At 72.0% G+C, this 15828-nt stretch carries 15 protein-coding genes; 10 read left to right on the top strand and 5 right to left on the bottom strand.

Annotated features, from left to right (window positions below):
* Positions 1–12: 12 nt before the first annotated feature.
* Positions 13–2088 (bottom strand): transketolase, encoded by a 2076-nt coding sequence (tkt, locus tag EOT10_RS13150; RefSeq protein WP_127828347.1) that lies wholly within the window; start codon positions 2086–2088, stop codon positions 13–15.
* A gap of 198 nt (positions 2089–2286) precedes the next feature.
* Between tkt and EOT10_RS13145 the strand changes: the two genes are divergently transcribed.
* Together EOT10_RS13145 and EOT10_RS13140 are read left to right on the top strand one after the other, a co-directional pair.
* Positions 2287–3177: a helix-turn-helix domain-containing protein gene (locus tag EOT10_RS13145; RefSeq protein WP_127828346.1), complete on the top strand. Its 891-nt coding sequence runs from the start codon at positions 2287–2289 to the stop codon at positions 3175–3177.
* A 33-nt stretch (positions 3178–3210) separates the two neighbouring features.
* Complete coding sequence (locus tag EOT10_RS13140) at positions 3211–3603, top strand: YchJ family protein (RefSeq protein WP_127828345.1); 393 nt, start codon at positions 3211–3213, stop codon at positions 3601–3603.
* 47 nt (positions 3604–3650) lie between these two features.
* On the opposite strand, the gene EOT10_RS13135 is transcribed toward EOT10_RS13140, so the two are convergent.
* The gene (locus EOT10_RS13135; protein WP_127828344.1) at positions 3651–4352 is read right to left on the bottom strand and encodes a FadR/GntR family transcriptional regulator; all 702 of its coding nucleotides are present in this window, start codon (positions 4350–4352) and stop codon (positions 3651–3653) included.
* Positions 4353–4486: 134 nt separating this feature from the next.
* Here EOT10_RS13135 and EOT10_RS13130 point away from each other — a divergent pair, with 134 nt between their 5' ends.
* From EOT10_RS13130 to EOT10_RS13115, 4 genes are all read left to right on the top strand, one after another.
* A complete protein-coding gene (locus tag EOT10_RS13130) occupies positions 4487–5053 on the top strand; it encodes a gluconokinase (RefSeq protein ID WP_127828343.1) in 567 nt (188 codons plus the stop codon).
* Between the two features lie 34 nt (positions 5054–5087).
* Positions 5088–6485 (top strand): GntT/GntP/DsdX family permease, encoded by a 1398-nt coding sequence (locus tag EOT10_RS13125; RefSeq protein ID WP_127828342.1) that lies wholly within the window; start codon positions 5088–5090, stop codon positions 6483–6485.
* Between the two features lie 52 nt (positions 6486–6537).
* Positions 6538–7305, top strand: coding sequence for an SDR family oxidoreductase (locus tag EOT10_RS13120; protein WP_127828341.1), 768 nt, complete (start codon positions 6538–6540; stop codon positions 7303–7305).
* A 73-nt stretch (positions 7306–7378) separates the two neighbouring features.
* The gene (locus EOT10_RS13115; RefSeq protein WP_127828602.1) at positions 7379–8410 is read left to right on the top strand and encodes an L-idonate 5-dehydrogenase; all 1032 of its coding nucleotides are present in this window, start codon (positions 7379–7381) and stop codon (positions 8408–8410) included.
* Positions 8411–8481: 71 nt separating this feature from the next.
* Here the strand turns inward: EOT10_RS13115 and EOT10_RS13110 are convergent, their stop codons facing one another.
* From EOT10_RS13110 to EOT10_RS13100, 3 genes are all read right to left on the bottom strand, one after another.
* The gene (locus tag EOT10_RS13110; protein ID WP_127828340.1) at positions 8482–10044 is read right to left on the bottom strand and encodes an APC family permease; all 1563 of its coding nucleotides are present in this window, start codon (positions 10042–10044) and stop codon (positions 8482–8484) included.
* Positions 10045–10124: 80 nt separating this feature from the next.
* Positions 10125–11084 carry a hypothetical protein gene (locus tag EOT10_RS13105; RefSeq protein WP_189491519.1) on the bottom strand — a complete coding sequence of 320 codons (960 nt, stop codon included), beginning with the start codon at positions 11082–11084 and terminating at the stop codon, positions 10125–10127.
* Between the two features lie 236 nt (positions 11085–11320).
* A complete protein-coding gene (locus EOT10_RS13100; RefSeq protein WP_127828338.1) occupies positions 11321–12979 on the bottom strand; it encodes an FAD-binding dehydrogenase in 1659 nt (552 codons plus the stop codon).
* 187 nt (positions 12980–13166) lie between these two features.
* Between EOT10_RS13100 and EOT10_RS13095 the strand changes: the two genes are divergently transcribed.
* From EOT10_RS13095 to EOT10_RS43110, 4 genes are read left to right on the top strand one after another with little or no spacing between them, the layout of a single operon-like run.
* Positions 13167–14057: a DMT family transporter gene (locus tag EOT10_RS13095; protein WP_127828337.1), complete on the top strand. Its 891-nt coding sequence runs from the start codon at positions 13167–13169 to the stop codon at positions 14055–14057.
* 12 nt (positions 14058–14069) lie between these two features.
* The gene (locus tag EOT10_RS13090) at positions 14070–14645 is read left to right on the top strand and encodes an NUDIX hydrolase (RefSeq protein WP_223280958.1); all 576 of its coding nucleotides are present in this window, start codon (positions 14070–14072) and stop codon (positions 14643–14645) included.
* A 9-nt stretch (positions 14646–14654) separates the two neighbouring features.
* Positions 14655–15047 carry a YidH family protein gene (locus EOT10_RS13085; RefSeq protein ID WP_127828336.1) on the top strand — a complete coding sequence of 131 codons (393 nt, stop codon included), beginning with the start codon at positions 14655–14657 and terminating at the stop codon, positions 15045–15047.
* Positions 15044–15751, top strand: a complete 708-nt coding sequence (locus EOT10_RS43110; RefSeq protein ID WP_431313284.1) for a DUF202 domain-containing protein — start codon at positions 15044–15046, stop codon at positions 15749–15751. The genes EOT10_RS13085 and EOT10_RS43110 overlap by 4 nt, the downstream gene beginning before the upstream one ends.
* Positions 15752–15828 lie beyond the last annotated feature (77 nt).

Below are 15828 nucleotides of genomic sequence, written 5' to 3'. Positions count from 1 at the left end.
GACGCGTACGGATCAACGGCGGGCGGCGGCGAGCGATTCCCGGGCCTTCGCGGCGATGTTGTCGGCGGTGAAGCCGAACTCGGCGAAGAGCGTGGCCGCGTCGGCGGAGGCGCCGAAGTGCTCAAGGGAGACGATGCGGCCGGCGTCGCCGACGTAGCGGTACCAGGTCAGGCCGATGCCGGCCTCGACGGCGACGCGCGCCTTCACGGACGGCGGCAGGACGCTGTCCTTGTAGTCCTGCGGCTGCTCCTCGAACCACTCGACGGACGGCATCGACACGACGCGCGTGCCGATCCCCTCGGCCTCCAGCTGCTCGCGGGCCTCGACGGCGAGGTGCACCTCGGAGCCGGTCGCGATCAGGACGACCTCGGGCTTCCCGGTGGAGGCCTCGCGCAGGACGTAACCGCCCTTCACCGTCTCCTCGTTGGCCTCGTACGTGGGCACGCCCTGGCGGGTCAGCGCGAGGCCGTGCGGGGCGGGCTTGTCGGAGCCGCGGCGCAGGATCTCGCGCCAGGCGATGGCGGTCTCGTTGGCGTCGGCCGGGCGGACGATGTTCAGGCCCGGGATGGCGCGCAGGGAGGCCAGGTGCTCGACGGGCTGGTGCGTGGGGCCATCCTCGCCCAGGCCGATGGAGTCGTGGGTCCACACGTATGTGACGGGGAGCTGCATGAGCGCGGAGAGGCGGACGGCGTTGCGCATGTAGTCCGAGAAGACGAGGAACGTGCCGCCGTAGACACGGGTGTTGCCGTGCAGCGCGATGCCGTTCATCTCGGCGGCCATGGCGTGCTCGCGGATGCCGAAGTGGATGGTGCGGCCGTACGGGTCGGCCTCCGGCAGCGGGTTGCCCTTCGGCAGGAACGAACTGGTCTTGTCGATGGTCGTGTTGTTCGAGCCCGCGAGGTCGGCGGAGCCGCCCCACAGCTCGGGGATGACCGGGCCGAGCGCCTGGAGGACCTTGCCGGAGGCGGCGCGGGTGGCGACGCTCTTGCCGGTCTCGAAGGCGGGCAGGTGCGACTCCCAGCCCTCGGGGAGGCGGCCGGCGACGATGCGGTCGAGGAGGGCGGAGCGCTCGGGCTCGGCGGTGCGCCACTCGCCGAGGCGCTTGTCCCACTCGGCGTGCGCGTCGGCGCCGCGGTCGAGGGCGCCGCGAGTGTGGGCGATGACGTCGTCGGCGACCTCGAAGGTCTTCTCCGGGTCGAAGCCGAGGACGCGCTTGGTGGCGGCGATCTCGTCGGCGCCGAGCGCGGAGCCGTGGGAGGCCTCGGTGTTCTGCGCGTTGGGGGCGGGCCAGGCGATGATCGTGCGCATCGCGATGATGGACGGGCGGCCGGTCTCGGCCTTCGCGGCGGCCAGGGCCTCGTACAGGGCGTGCACGTCGGTGTCGCCGTCGGCCTTGGGCTCGATGCGCTGGACGTGCCAGCCGTAGGCCTCGTAGCGCTTCAGGACGTCCTCGGAGAAGGCGGTGGCGGTGTCGCCCTCGATGGAGATGTGGTTGTCGTCGTAGACGAAGACGAGGTTGCCGAGCTTCTGGTGGCCGGCGAGGGAGGACGCCTCGGCGGAGATGCCCTCCTCCAGGTCGCCGTCGGAGACGATCGCCCAGACGGTGTGGTCGAAGGGGCTCTCGCCCTCGGGGGCCTCGGGGTCGAACAGGCCGCGCTCGTAGCGGGCGGCCATGGCCATGCCGACGGCGTTGGCGACGCCCTGGCCGAGGGGCCCGGTCGTGGTCTCGACGCCGGCGGTGTGGCCGTACTCGGGGTGGCCGGGGGTCTTCGAGCCGTGGGTGCGGAACGCCTTCAGGTCGTCGAGCTCCAGCTCGTAGCCGGAGAGGAAGAGCTGGGTGTACAGGGTCAGGCTGGTGTGGCCCGGGGACAGGACGAAACGGTCGCGGCCGGTCCACTCCGGGTCGGCGGGGTCGTGCCGCATCACCTTCTGGAAGAGGGTGTACGCGGCGGGGGCCAGGCTCATCGCGGTGCCCGGGTGGCCGTTCCCGACCTGCTGCACGGCGTCGGCCGCGAGCAGACGCGCCGTGTCGACGGCGCGCCGGTCGAGGTCGGTCCACTCGAAGGTTCCGTGGGGATGCGTGCTCATGTCGATCAGCCCTTCGCGTTCCTTGTGTCCCTGTAGGCGTTCGGCCGCCACCCTTCGACGGTCGTAAGTCCTGAAGACTTCCGGCCCAGAACGAGCAGCCGAACGTTCACTAAATTAAAGGTCATACTTAATGGCGGCCAGGTGCGCCTGTGCCAGCATTCGGTGAAAGTGGGACACGCACGCGCAGGACGGAGGGACATGGCGGACGACCAGGGCACGACGGGGGCGATCCGGACGTACCCGTTCGATCCGGGCGCGAGCGTCTGTGGTGTCGGCATGCAGGTCGGCCCGATGGGCGCTGAGGGGCCCTGGCACGGCATCGGCACGACCCGGCGCGTCCACCGCATCGAGTTCCACGTGCTGCTGTTCTTCCGCGAGGGCCCGGTCCGGCACATGGTCGACTTCACCGAGTACGAGATGCAGGCCGGCGAGATCCTCTGGATCAGGCCCGGCCAGGTGCACCGGTTCTCCCGTACCGACCCCTACGTGGGCACGGCCCTGTCCATGCAGCCCGGGTTCCTGCCCCGGGCCACGGTGGAGGCGACCGGCCTCTACCGCTACGACCGGCCGCCCCGGCTGCGGCCCGACGCCGCGCAGCTGGCCGCGCTCGAGGACTCCCTGGCCCAGCTCCAGCGCGAGTACCTGGACACGACGACGCTGCCGCTGAGCCTGCACACGACCGTGCTGCGGCACTCGCTCACCGCGCTCCTCCTGCGTGTCGCGCACCTCGCGGCGACGTCGCCGGAGAGCGGGGACACGGCGCCGCAGCAGGGGACGACGTTCACCCGGTTCCGGGACGCGGTCGAGCGGGGCTTCCCCACGAACCACAGCGTGAGCGCGTACGCGGACGACCTCGGTTACTCGCGGCGCACCCTGGTCCGGGCCGTGCGGGCGGCCACCGGCCAGACCCCGAAGGGGTTCATCGACCGGCGCGTGATCCTGGAGGCCAAGCGCCTGCTCGCGCACACCGAGCTGCCCGTCGGCCGGATCGGCGTGGCGGTGGGCTTCCCCGACGCGGCGAACTTCTCGAAGTTCTTCACCCAGCACACGGGGACGACACCGGCGGCGTTCCGGGCGGACCAGAACTGAGGCCCGCGCCGCGGTACTGGTTGAATCGTCGGCATGTCACGCCCCGCCCCCACCTGCCCCTGCGGGCTCCCCGCCCCGTACGACGCCTGCTGCGGCCGCTACCACTCCGGGTCGGCGAACGCGCCCACCGCCGAGGCCCTGATGCGCTCCCGCTACTGCGCCTTCGCCGTCAAGGACGCGGCGTACCTGCTGCGGACCTGGCACCCGGCGACCCGCCCGCCGTCGATCACCTTCGAGCCGGGGATGAAGTGGACCGGCCTGGAGATCCTGGGGACGACCGAGGGGTCCGCGTTCCACACCACGGGCACCGTGACCTTCCGGGCCCGCTACACGGAGGGCGGGCGGCCCGGATCGCTGCACGAGCGCAGCCGGTTCAGCCGCGTCGACGGTGCGTGGGTCTACCTGGACGGCGACTTCATCGAGTAAGTCCCTTGCCGGATCCCCCACTTCAGGGCGCGCGGATGTCCGGTACCTCAGGGCGCGAGGATGTCCAGCTCCTGGAGCGCGCCCACCGCGATCTCGCGTGTGAGCGCCTCCGCGCGGACCGCGTCCCCCTCACGGACGGCCTCGGCGACATGCACGTGCAGGGACACGGCCGCCGGGTCCGGGTCCTCGAACATCACCTGGTGGTGGGTGCGGCCCGCGAGGACCTCGGCGACCACGTCGCCGAGCCGGGCGAACATCTCGTTGCCCGAGGCGTTCAGGACGACCCGGTGGAACTCGATGTCGTGGACGAGGTACGCCTCCAGCTGGTGGCCGCGTGACGTGGCGACCATGCCGAGCGCGCACTCGGTGAGCGCCGCGCACTGTTCGGCCGTGGCGTGGGACGCGGCGAGTCCGGCCGCGACTGGCTCGACGGCGGAGCGCAGCACGGTGAGGGAGCGCAGCTGGCGGGGCCGGTCGGCACCGGCCAGGCGCCAGCGGATGACCTGCGGGTCGTAGACGTTCCACTCCTCGGTGGGGCGTACGGTCACTCCGACCCGGCGGCGGGACTCCACGAGGTGCATCGATTCCAGGACCCGGACGGCCTCGCGCATCACGGAGCGCGACACCTCGTAGCGCTGGGCCAGCTCGTCCGTGCGCAGCACGCTGCCCGGTGGGTACTCCCCCGCGGTGATGGCGGGGCCGAGGTTCTCCAGTACGTGGGCGTGCAGCCCCCGGCCCTGTGTGGTCATGCCGTCAGAGTACGAGGCGGACCAGCGGAATAAAAAGTCGGACTTTTATGTCACAGACTCTTGAATTTGTCAGACCATTTGGGTTTCAGTGGCGTGTCACAGCGATGTCGAAGAAGACAGCGAGGCAGGTAGCGATGCAGGAACGGCGAACCCCCCACGTCGTCGTAGTCATGGGCGTGGCAGGGACCGGCAAGACCACGATCGGCCCCCTGCTCGCGGACCGGCTCGGCGTCCCGTACGCCGAGGGCGACGACTTCCACCCACCGGCGAACATCGCCAAGATGTCGGCCGGCACCCCCCTGACCGACGACGACCGTTGGCCGTGGCTGGACGCCATCGGCGAATGGGCGCACGGGCGGGCGGGACTCGGCGGCGTCGTCAGCAGCTCCGCCCTCAAGCGGAGCTATCGCGACCGGCTGAGGTCCGAGGCCCCCGGAGTCGTGTTCGTCCACCTCACGGGCGACCGCAAGCTCATCGAGGACCGGATGTCGCACCGCCAGGGGCACTTCATGCCCACGGCCCTCCTGGATTCACAGTTCGCCACGCTCCAGCCGCTCGCGGCGGACGAGGCGGGCGTCGACGTCGATGTGTCGGGCAGCCCCGAGGAGATCACGGAGCGGGCCGTCCAGGCCCTCGCCGAACTCGAAGGGCATTCCGGGTCCCCTCAGTCCCCGTCCCCCAGCGCCCCGTCGCTGAAGTAGTCCCAGTAGTCCCCACCCACCCCAAGGAAAAACCGTGACCAGTCTCAGCGTCGAGATGTTGGCAGCGGACCCCGTCGCACCGATCACCTCGGCGGGCCACGCCCAGCTGGGGATCGCCGTCCTCGCGGGCATCGCTGTCATCGTTCTGCTCATCACGAAGTTCCGGGTCCACGCCTTCCTGGCGCTGACCATCGGTTCCCTGGCCCTGGGCGCCATCGCGGGCGCCCCGCTGGACAAGGCCATCACCAGCTTCACCACGGGCCTGGGCACCACGGTGGCCGGCGTGGGTGTGCTGATCGCACTCGGCGCGATCCTGGGCAAGCTGCTCGCCGACTCCGGGGGCGCCGACCAGATCGTCGACACGATCCTCGCCAAGGCGGGCGGGCGCGCCATGCCGTGGGCGATGGTCCTGATCGCCGCGGTGATCGGTCTGCCGCTGTTCTTCGAGGTCGGCATCGTGCTGCTGATCCCGGTCGTCCTGATGGTCGCCAAGCGCGGCAATTACTCGCTGATGCGGATCGGTATCCCGGCCCTCGCCGGACTGTCGGTCATGCACGGTCTGATCCCGCCGCACCCCGGTCCGCTCGTCGCGATCGACGCCGTCGGCGCCAACCTCGGCGTCACGCTCGCCCTGGGCATCGTCATCGCCATCCCGACGGTGATCATCGCGGGTCCGCTGTTCTCCAAGGTCGCCGCCCGCTGGGTGGACGTCCAGCCTCCGGAGAAGATGATCCCGGGCCGGGCCTCCGACGACCTGGAGAAGCGTCCGAGCTTCGGCGCCTCCGTCGCCACGATCCTGCTCCCCGTCGTCCTGATGCTGGCCAAGGCGCTCGTCGACATCGTCGTGGACAAGCCCGAGCACGGCGTCCAGCGCGTCTTCGACGTCATCGGTTCGCCGCTGATCGCCCTGCTCGCCGCCGTCATCGTCGGCATGTTCACCCTGGGCCGCGCGGCCGGGTTCACCAAGGAACGGCTCTCCACCACCGTCGAGAAGTCCCTCATCCCGATCGCGGGCGTCATGCTCATCGTCGGCGCGGGCGGCGGCTTCAAGCAGACCCTCATCGACTCCGGTGTGGGCCAGATGGTCCTGGACATCTCCAAGCACTGGGCGATCCCGGCCCTGCTCCTCGCCTGGCTGATCGCGGTCGTGATCCGTCTCGCCACGGGCTCCGCGACGGTCGCGACCGTCTCGGCGGCCGGTCTGGTGGCGCCGCTCGCGGCCGACATGTCGACCGCGCACACGGCCCTGCTGGTCCTCGCGATCGGCGCCGGCTCGCTCTTCTTCAGCCACGTGAACGACGCCGGCTTCTGGCTGGTGAAGGAGTACTTCGGGCTGAACGTCGGGCAGACGATCAAGACCTGGTCCGTCATGGAGACGATCATCTCGGTGGTCGCCGGTGGCCTGGTCCTGCTGTTGTCCCTCGTGATCTAGCGCGCTTCACGACCTGACATCCAGCGCGTCACGACCTGACGGGAGTACGTCGATGACGACCCACCCCCTCTTCGACATCAGCGGCCGCAGGGCCCTGGTGACCGGTTCCAGCCGTGGGATCGGGTTCGCCCTGGCCCGCGGCCTTCTGGAGGCCGGCGCGACCGTCGTCCTCAACGGCCGCGACGAGGCCGCCCTCGATGCGGCGGCCTCGGAGCTCGGCGGCCTGGGCCCGGTCCACACCGCGGCGTTCGACGTCACGGACGGGCCCTCGGTGGCCGCCGGCATAGCCGGCGTCGAGGAGCGGGTGGGTCCGCTCGACATCCTCGTCAACAACGCGGGCATGCAACTGCGCGCCCCGCTCCTGGAGTTCACCGACACCGACTGGCACCGGGTCCTGGACACCAATCTGACGAGCGCGTTCCTGGTGGGCCGCGAGGCGGCCCGCGGCATGGTCGCCCGCGGCCACGGAAAGATCATCAACATCTGCTCGCTGCAGAGCGAGGTCGTGCGGCCCGGCATCGCGCCCTACGCCGCCACCAAGGGCGCCCTGAAGATGCTCACCAAGGGCATGTGCGCCGACTGGGGCCCCTCCGGGGTCCAGGTCAACGGGCTCGGCCCCGGCTACATCGAGACCGAGCTCACCGCGCCCCTCGTCCGGGACGAGGAGTTCAGCGCCTGGGTCCGCCGCAGGACCCCGGCCGGGCGCTGGGGCAGCACCGACGACCTCGTCGGCGGCACGCTGTTCCTCGCCTCGCCCGCCTCGGACTTCGTCAGCGGGCAGATCCTCTACGTCGACGGCGGCATGACGAGCGTTCTCTAGACGACCTCATGGTCCTCTACACGACCACGACCTCATGGTTCCTCCGCACGACCTCATGACTGAGGGAGACCTGATGCTGGGCTGTGTGATCCATGGCGCGGGAGACCTGCGCGTCGACGAACTCCCCACCCCCGAGCCCGGCCGCGGCCAGGCCCTCGTCGCCGTCCGTTACGGCGGGGTGTGCGGCTCCGACCTGCACTACTGGCGCCACGGCGGCGTCGGCGACTTCCGCCTCCAGGAGCCGATGCTGCTCGGCCACGAGGTCGTGGGCACGGTCGTCGCGTACGGGGACGGCGCCACCGGACCCGCGCCCGGGACGCCCGTCGCCGTGCACCCCGCCACCCCCTGCGGGACCTGCCCCGAGTGCGTGGACGGGCGGCGCAACGTGTGCCGTGACACCCGCTACCTCGGCAGCGCGGCCCGCACCCCCCACGTCCAGGGCGGCTTCGCGGCCCGGATCGCCGTCCCCGCCGGGCAGTTGAGGGCCCTGCCGGACGGACTTCCGCTCGACCAGGCCGCCCTCGCCGAGCCTCTCGCGGTGGCACTGCACGCGGTGCGCCGGGCCGGTGACGTCCGCGGGCGGCACGTCCTGGTGACCGGCGCGGGCCCCATCGGCTGCCTCGTCGTGGCGGCGGCCCGGGCGGCGGGCGCGGCGCACGTCACCGCGACCGACCTGCTCCCCGAAGCGCTCCGGTACGCGGAACTCGCCGGCGCCGACACCCTCGTACGGGCCGACGACCCAGAGGATAAGGGGTGGCCGGACCAGGTGGACGCGGCCGTCGAGGCGTCCGGGGTGGCCGCCGGGCTCGACAGCTGTCTGCGTCATGTGCGGCGCGGCGGTGTGGTCGTCCAGCTCGGGATGCTGCCGCCGGGTCAGAGCCCGTTCGCGGGCAATCTCGTGGTCAGCCGGGAGATCGAGCTGCGCGGGGCGTTCCGCTTCGACACGGAGTTCGACGACGCGCTGCGCCTGCTCGCCCGGGAGCCGGGGCTCGCGGATCTGATCAGCGCGGTGGTGCCGGTGGCGGACGCGGAGTCGGCGTTCGCGCTGGCGGCGGACCGCACGCGGGCCTGCAAGGTCCTCCTGGACTTCGGCGCGAGCGCGTAACACGCACAGGACAGAAACACGCGCAGAACAGACCGACGCCCCCGGTGGCTACCGGGGGCGTCGGCGTTCCGTCACTGCTCCGCGGGCGTGGCCGCCGCCTTCTCCAGCTGGAACGCCTCGTTGCCGAGTCCGATCCTGGCGTGTGCCTCGGGGTTCCGGCTGCGCAGGAACGCACCGTGGGCGACGCCGATGACGGCGGCGAGCACGATGACGCCGGGCAGCACCCAGTTCAGGGACGAGCCGGGGCCCGAGCCGACGAGGACGTCGAAGTCCTTGACCGTGTAGAACGCGATGACGAGCAGCGCGATCCCGGCGATGCCCGACGCGACCAGACGCGGGGCCTGCACACCCGCGGCGCCCCGCCGGACGAAGAAGACGATGACGGCCAGCGACGACGCCGCCATCAGCAGGATGATGCCGAGCGCGCCCACGTTGCCGCCCCAGGTGAACAGCTGGAGTACGGGCGCCGTGGGGTCGCCCGTCTTCCCGCCGTCGGTCACCGCGAACGCCACGACGACGATCAGGGACACCGCCGTCTGCAGCAGGGAGCCGGTGCCGGGCGCGCCGCTGGAGCTGTTGGTGCGGCCGAACGCGGCGGGCAGCAGACCCTCGCGGCCCATGGCGAAGGCGTACCGGGAGACCACGTTGTGGAAGCTGAGGAGCGCCGCGAACATGCCGGTGACGAACAGGACGTGGACGACGTCCGTGAACGTGGTGCCGAGCCTGCTCTCCGTGAGGAAGAACATCAGGCCCGCGCTCTGCTTCTGCGCTGTCGGGATGATCGCGGAGGGTCCCGCGGCGACCGTGAGCGCCCAGGAGCTGATCGCGAAGAAGACGGCGACGAAGCCGACCGCCAGGAACATCACGCGCGGCACGAGGATGTGCGGGCGGCTGGTCTCCTCCGCGTACACGGGGGCCTGCTCGAAGCCGGTGAAGGCGGCGATGCAGAAGCACAGGGCGGTGCCGACGCCCGCGCCGGTGAGGGTGTCCGGGTTGAAGGCGTGCAGGGACAGGCCCTCCTTCGCCGGGTCGCCGATGGCCGCGATGTCGAAGACGACGACGAGCGCGACCTCGACGAGGAGCAGGACGCCGAGCACGCGCGCGTTCACGTCGATCTTCAGCAGGGCGAGCGCGCCGACGGCGAGCACGGCCACCAGGGCCGGGACCCACCAGGCGATCTGGAGGTCGAGGTACGTGGCGCAGAGGCCCGACACCTCGAAGCCGAACATGCCGTAGATGCCGAACTGGAGGGCGCTGTAGGCGACGAGCGCGACCAGCGCGGCGCCCGCGCCGGCGGTCGGGCCGAGGCCGCGGGATATGTAGGCGTAGAAGGCGCCGGCGTTGTGGACGTGGCGGCTCATCTCGGCGTAGCCGACGCTGAAGAGGGCGAGGACGACGCCGAGGATGAGGAAGAGCAGCGGCTGCCCGACGACGCCCATCACGGCGAACGTGGTGGGCATGACGCCGGCGACCACCATGAGGGGCCCGGTCGCGGCGAGTACGGAGAGCAGCAGGCCCGCCGTGCCGAGGCGGCCGGCGCGCAGGGCGCTCTCCTGTCCCAGATACGTGCTGATCCCCGCGTCGGACGCGGGGGGTCGTGCCGTGTCGCTCGTGCTCGAACTGCCCGTCGTCATGGCGGGGTTGTCCCTTCCCTGTGGAGGAGTGCCGCTGGTGAGCGCTGCTGGTGCGGACGTGAGGTGGCGTCCTGGGCTTCCTAGGCCGTGCCGAGCGCGGATCTGCGCGCGGCACGGAACGCTTCGTGCGGATCGCGGTCCGGGTACGACCACGGGGCCGGGGTGGCGTGCGGGCCGATGCGGTGGAACAGGGCGGCGGCCTCCGCGGGCCTGCCCTCGCAGGACTTGGCGTGGGCGAGGAAGTTCAGGTCGACGCGGCCGCGCGGGTGGGCGGGCCGCTCGGGGGTGCCCCATTCGAGCCACCAGTCGAAGGCGGCCTTCATGGCGAGGCGGGCGCGGCGGCCCGTCCAGTGCCCGGACGCCACGGGGTCGGGCGGTTCGCTGCCGGCGGTGGCGAGGACGCGGTAGCGCTCCGCGTGGGCGACGACGGGCAGGACGGCGAGGGGTGATCCGGGGCCCGCCTGCTCGGCGGCCCAGGACGCGAAGTCGTACACCTCGTGCAGGGGGTCCTGGCCCGCGTCGGCCCGGCGTTCGGCGAGCCGGGCCACCATCAGGTGGTGGGCGTGGTGGTGCTCGGGGTGGCGGTGGCGGATCTCGTCGAAGAGGCGGACGACGTCCTCCTCGCGGCCCATGTCCCGTTCCAGGAGGAGGAGCCCGAGCCAGGGCGTGGGGTCGGCGGGCGCGAGTGCGGCGGCCTCCCGGCAGGCGTCGCGGGCCTTGTCGGGGCGCTTCTTGCCGATGCGGGCGCGCTGGACGGCGGCGAGGGCGAGGAGGACGGCCGCGTCGGACGACTCGGGTTCGGCCAGGCGCCAGTCGTCGACCCAGGCGGTGGTCGTGGACTCGCGGGCGAGGACGGCGATGCGGTGGCCCCGGCGGTCCCAGTCGTCGCCGGTGGCCGAGAGCAGCTCCCTGACCTCGGTCCAGCGGCCCTGCGCGAGGGCCGCACGGGCAGCCACGAGGTCTGCGTCGTCGAGCGCGGGGTCGAAGATGTGAGCGGCCCGTCTGCGGGCACGCCCGAGGGGTGGCGGAGGTGGGGGCACCGCGGGAAGTCCTCTACGACGCGGCTTGCTTGAGGTGATCACGGACAGCAAAGCGGTACCGGGTGCCCCGAGTCAAGGGCAGACCAAGAGTTGGTCTTCACCAACTCGTTTCACAATCCCCCGAGTTCGCGTTCGCCGTCCGCCAACTACCGTCTCCACCTGCACTGTTGGATTGGTGACACGAGACAGCGCATTGGCTCCTTTCGATACGGACCGGCACGCTGTCAAGTCGAGATTCAGCCGGTCGCGTCGGCCGCCGCACGGCCCGCCGTCCGGCCGGAGAAGAGGCAGCCGCCGAGGAAGGTCCCTTCGAGGGACCGGTAGCCGTGCACGCCGCCGCCGCCGAACCCGGCGGCCTCCCCCGCCGCGTACACGCCCGGCAGCGGCTCGCCGCCCGCGGTCAGGACGCGCGAGGACAGGTCGGTCTCCAGGCCGCCGAGGGACTTGCGGGTCAGGATGTTGAGGCGCACGGCGACGAGCGGGCCGGCCTTCGGGTCGAGGATGCGGTGCGGCGCGACGGTACGGATAAGCCGGTCCCCGAGGAACTTGCGGGTGCCGCGGATCGCGGTCACCTGGAGGTCCTTGGTGAAGGGGTTGGCGATCTCGCGGTCACGGGCGACGAGGGTGTGGCGCAGGGCGGCCTCGTCGATGAGCGGCTCCTTGGTGAGCGCGTTCATGCCGCGGACCAGGGCGGGCAGGTCCTTCTCGATGACGAAGTCGGCGCCGTGGTCCATGAACGCCTTGACGGGCGCGGGCACGTCGGCGCGGGCCCGGTCGATGACGCCGCGCACGGACTTCCCGGTCAGGTCGGGGTTCTGCTCGGAGCCGCTGAGGGTGAACTCCTTGCCGATGATGCGCTGGTTCAGGACGAACCAGGTGTAGCCGTACCCGGTCTTCATGATGTGGTCGAGCGTGCCGAGGGTGTCGAAGCCGGGGAAGAGCGGCACGGGCAGGCGGTCGCCGCGCGCGTCGAGCCAGAGCGAGGACGGGCCCGGCAGGATGCGGATGCCGTGCCTGGCCCAGATGGGGTTCCAGTTCTCGATGCCCTCGGTGTAGTGCCACATGCGGTCGCGGTTGATGAGGTGCGCGCCCGCGTCCTCGGTGATCCCGAGCATCAGGCCGTCGACGTGCGCGGGCACGCCGGAGAGCATCTTCTCGGGCGGGGTGCCGAGGCGCTCGGGCCAGTTGGCGCGGACGAGGTCGTGGTTGCCGCCGATGCCGCCGGAGGTGACGATCACCGCCTGGGCCTTCAGCTCGAAGGAGCCGGTGACGGTGCGGCTGCTGCCCTGGCCGCGCTCGATGGACGACGGTTCGAGGATCTCGCCGCTGACAGTGTCGACGGCGCCGGCGCTGCGGGACAGGCCGGTCACGCGGTGCCGGAAGCGCAGGTCGACGAGTCCGCGCGCGGCGCCCTCGCGGACCCGGCGCTCGAAGGGTGCGACGAGCCCCGGTCCGGTCCCCCAGGTGATGTGAAAGCGGGGCACCGAGTTCCCGTGCCCGTTCGCGTCGTAGCCGCCGCGCTCCGCCCAGCCGACGACGGGGAAGAACCGCACGCCCTGCCCGTGCAGCCAGGACCGCTTCTCGCCCGCCGCGAAGTCGACGTACGCCTCGGCCCACCGGCGCGGCCAGTGGTCCTCCTCGCGGTCGAAGCCGGCGGTGCCCATCCAGTCCTGGAGCGCGAGGGCGTGGCTGTCCTTGATCCGCAGGCGGCGCTGCTCGGGCGAGTCGACGAAGAAGAGGCCGCCGAACGACCAGTGCGCCTGGCCGCCGATCGACTGCTCGGGCTCCTGGTCGAGCAGGATCACCTTGCGGCCCGCGTCCACGAGTTCCGCCACCGCCGCGAGCCCGGCGAGGCCGGCCCCGATCACGATCACGTCCGCGTCGTACGTCGTCATGGGGGTCCGTCCCTCTCGAAAGTTACCGGTGGGTCAGATCTTGGGTACGGGGGTGTGCCGCGTCAACCTCGGCGGCCGGGGTACTCGCGGGGCAGCGCCTGTGGCGGGGCGCTATCGTCGGCTTCACACCCGTGCAACGATCCGCCCACGGCCGGTCTTGATACCTGCATTTCTCGAGGTGCGCAGCGTGTCGGTACTCGTACTCGTCCTCGCCGTCTCCGCCGCCTTCTGCCTGGGCATCGGATTCGTGCTCCAGCAGAACGCGGCGCAGCACGCCCCGCTGGGCGACTTCCTTTCGCCGCGCCTGCTCCTGGACCTCATGCGGGTGCCGCGCTGGCTGTTCGGCATCGGTTTCATGGTGTGCGGCATGGTGCTGGGCGCCATAGCGCTGAGCAACGGGGAGATCTCCCTGGTCGAGCCGCTGCTCGCGACCAACCTCCTGTTCGCGCTCGCCCTCTCGCGCCATCAGACGCGCCAGCCGCTCGGCCGGCAGGGCTGGTCGGGCCTCGCCCTCCTCGCGGGCGGGGTGACGGCCTTCATCGTGGCGGGGCAGCCACAGAGCGGCGCCGCGATCAGCGATCCGCTGCGGCGCTGGCTGATCATCGGCCTGATGGTGGGCGGCGCGCTGCTGCTCACCGCGTACGCGAAGAAGTCCCGGCTCGGCTCCGCACCGGTCCTCCTCGCGGTGGCGGCCGGGCTCCTGTACGGGGTGCAGGACTCGCTGACACGGATGAGCGGGCAGCGGTTCTCGGCGGGGGGCTGGTCGGAGCTCTTCACCGGCTGGCAGCCGTACGGGGTCGTCGTCCTCGGTGTCGCCGGCCTGATCCTCGTACAGAGCGCCTTCGAGATGGCGCCCCTGCGGATGTCGCTGCCCGCGCTGACCGCCGCGCAGCCGCTGGCGGGCATCGCGTGCGGGGTCGGGTTCATGGGGGACCAGCTGCACACGGATGCCGGGGCGCTCGCCTGGCAGGTCACGGGGCTCGCGGCGATCGTGGCGGGGATCGTGCTGCTGGGGATGCACCCCGCGATGCCGACGACGGGCCCCCGGGAAGGGGACCGGGCAGGTGCCGAGGTCTGATCTCATGGGCGCATGACCGATCCCATGGACGCCGCCGCCCCGGACCCCGCCGCGGAGGTACTCGACATCGTCGACGAGCTCGACCGGGTGGTCGGGCAGGCCCCGCGCGGTGAGGCCTACGCCCGCGGCCTGCGGCACCGCTGCGTGTTCATCCAGGCCAGGGACGCCGAGGGCAGGGTCTTCGTGCACCGCCGCACCCCGCAGAAACTGGTGTTCCCGTCGCTTTACGACATGTTCGTCGGCGGCGTCGTGGGCGCCGGCGAGTCCTACGACGACGCGGCGCTGCGCGAGGCGGAGGAGGAACTCGGCGTCTCCGGACTCCCCCGCCCGACCCCGCTGTTCAAGTTCCTGTACGACGACGGGGCGGGCCGCACCTGGTGGTCGTCCCTGTACGAGGTGCGCTGCGAGCTGCCGGTGGACCCGCAGGCGGAGGAGGTGGCCTGGCACGCCTTCCTCACCGACGAGGAGCTGGAGCGGCGGATTCCCGAGTGGTCCTGGGTGCCGGACGGGTTCGACGCGTACGAGCGGCTGCGGGCGTTCCGTGCGCAGGGCACGGACCCGGGGAGAGCGCCCGGGCAGGCCGGATAAGGTCGCCCCGTGATCGAATTTGTGCGCAGCGTCCGCCTGTGGTTCGCGCCCGAGCGGGTGCGGGACGAGGGCGAGACGCCCGATTACCGCTTCTCGCTGGCCAACGAGCGCACGTTCCTGGCCTGGCTGCGCACGGCGCTCGCGCTGATCGGCGGCGGCTTCGCCGTGGACCAGTTCCTGCCGGACCTGCGCTGGGCCTGGCGGGCCGGCCTCGCGCTCGCGCTGCTCGCGGCGGGTGCGCTGTGCGCGCTGCGGGCCGTCAGCCACTGGGTGCGCTGCGAGCGGGCGATGCGACGCGGCGAGGACCTGCCCGCCTCCCGCTTCCCGGCCCTGCTGAGCGTGATCGTGGCGCTGGTGGCCGTGGCGATGGTGGTGGTCGTACTGGCCGGATGGGCGGGGTGAACGGGCCGCCCGGGGGCGGGGGCGAGGAGTCGGGGGGCGGGGGCACGGACGCGGTCCCCGGCGAGGAACCGGCGGGCTCGGGCGCGGTCCCGGAGGAGGAGCCGGTAGGCGCGGACGCGGTCCCTGGCGAGGAGCCGGCGGGCTCGGGCGCGGTCCCGGAGGAGGAGCCGGTAGGCGCGGACGCGGTCCCTGGCGAGGAGCCGGCGGGCTCGGGCGCGGTCCCGGAGGAGGAGCCGACGGGCTCGGGCGCGGTCCCGGAGGAGGAGCCGGTAGGCACGGACGCGGTCCCTGGCGAGGAGCCGGCGGGCTCGGGCGCGGTCCCGGAGGAGGAGCCGACGGGCGCCGTCGGCGAGGAGCCGGCAGGCTCGGGCGCCGTCCCCGGTGAGGAGTCGGCGGCTGGGCGTGATCCTGGGCTTCAGCCCGAGCGGACGCGGCTCGCGTGGCGGCGGACGACCCTGTCGTGCACCGTGGCGGCGGTTCTCGCGGTCAAGACGACGCTCCACGGTGGCGTGGGCACGCTGCATCTGGTGGCCGCGGCCCTGTGTCTTCTGGTGTGGCTGGGGTTCCTGGTGGTGGCGCACTGCCGGATCCGCGATCTGGCGCTGCACGAGACGTCGCCGCCGGCGATGACCCGGCGCGCGGCCGTCGTGGCGGTGGCGTGCTCGGTGGCGCTGGCCGTGTTCGCCGTGGCGATGGTCGTGTGAACTGGTGCGAACTGGAGTGAACTCCGTGTCGCCGGCACAGTCCTTGACGGAATGATCCGGACATTTCCGACTAGCCT

The organism is Streptomyces antnestii (assembly GCF_004005495.1).
In the GTDB taxonomy this organism is placed as follows: domain Bacteria; phylum Actinomycetota; class Actinomycetes; order Streptomycetales; family Streptomycetaceae; genus Streptomyces; species Streptomyces antnestii.
This window is presented reverse-complemented; position numbering and strand designations above follow the sequence as displayed.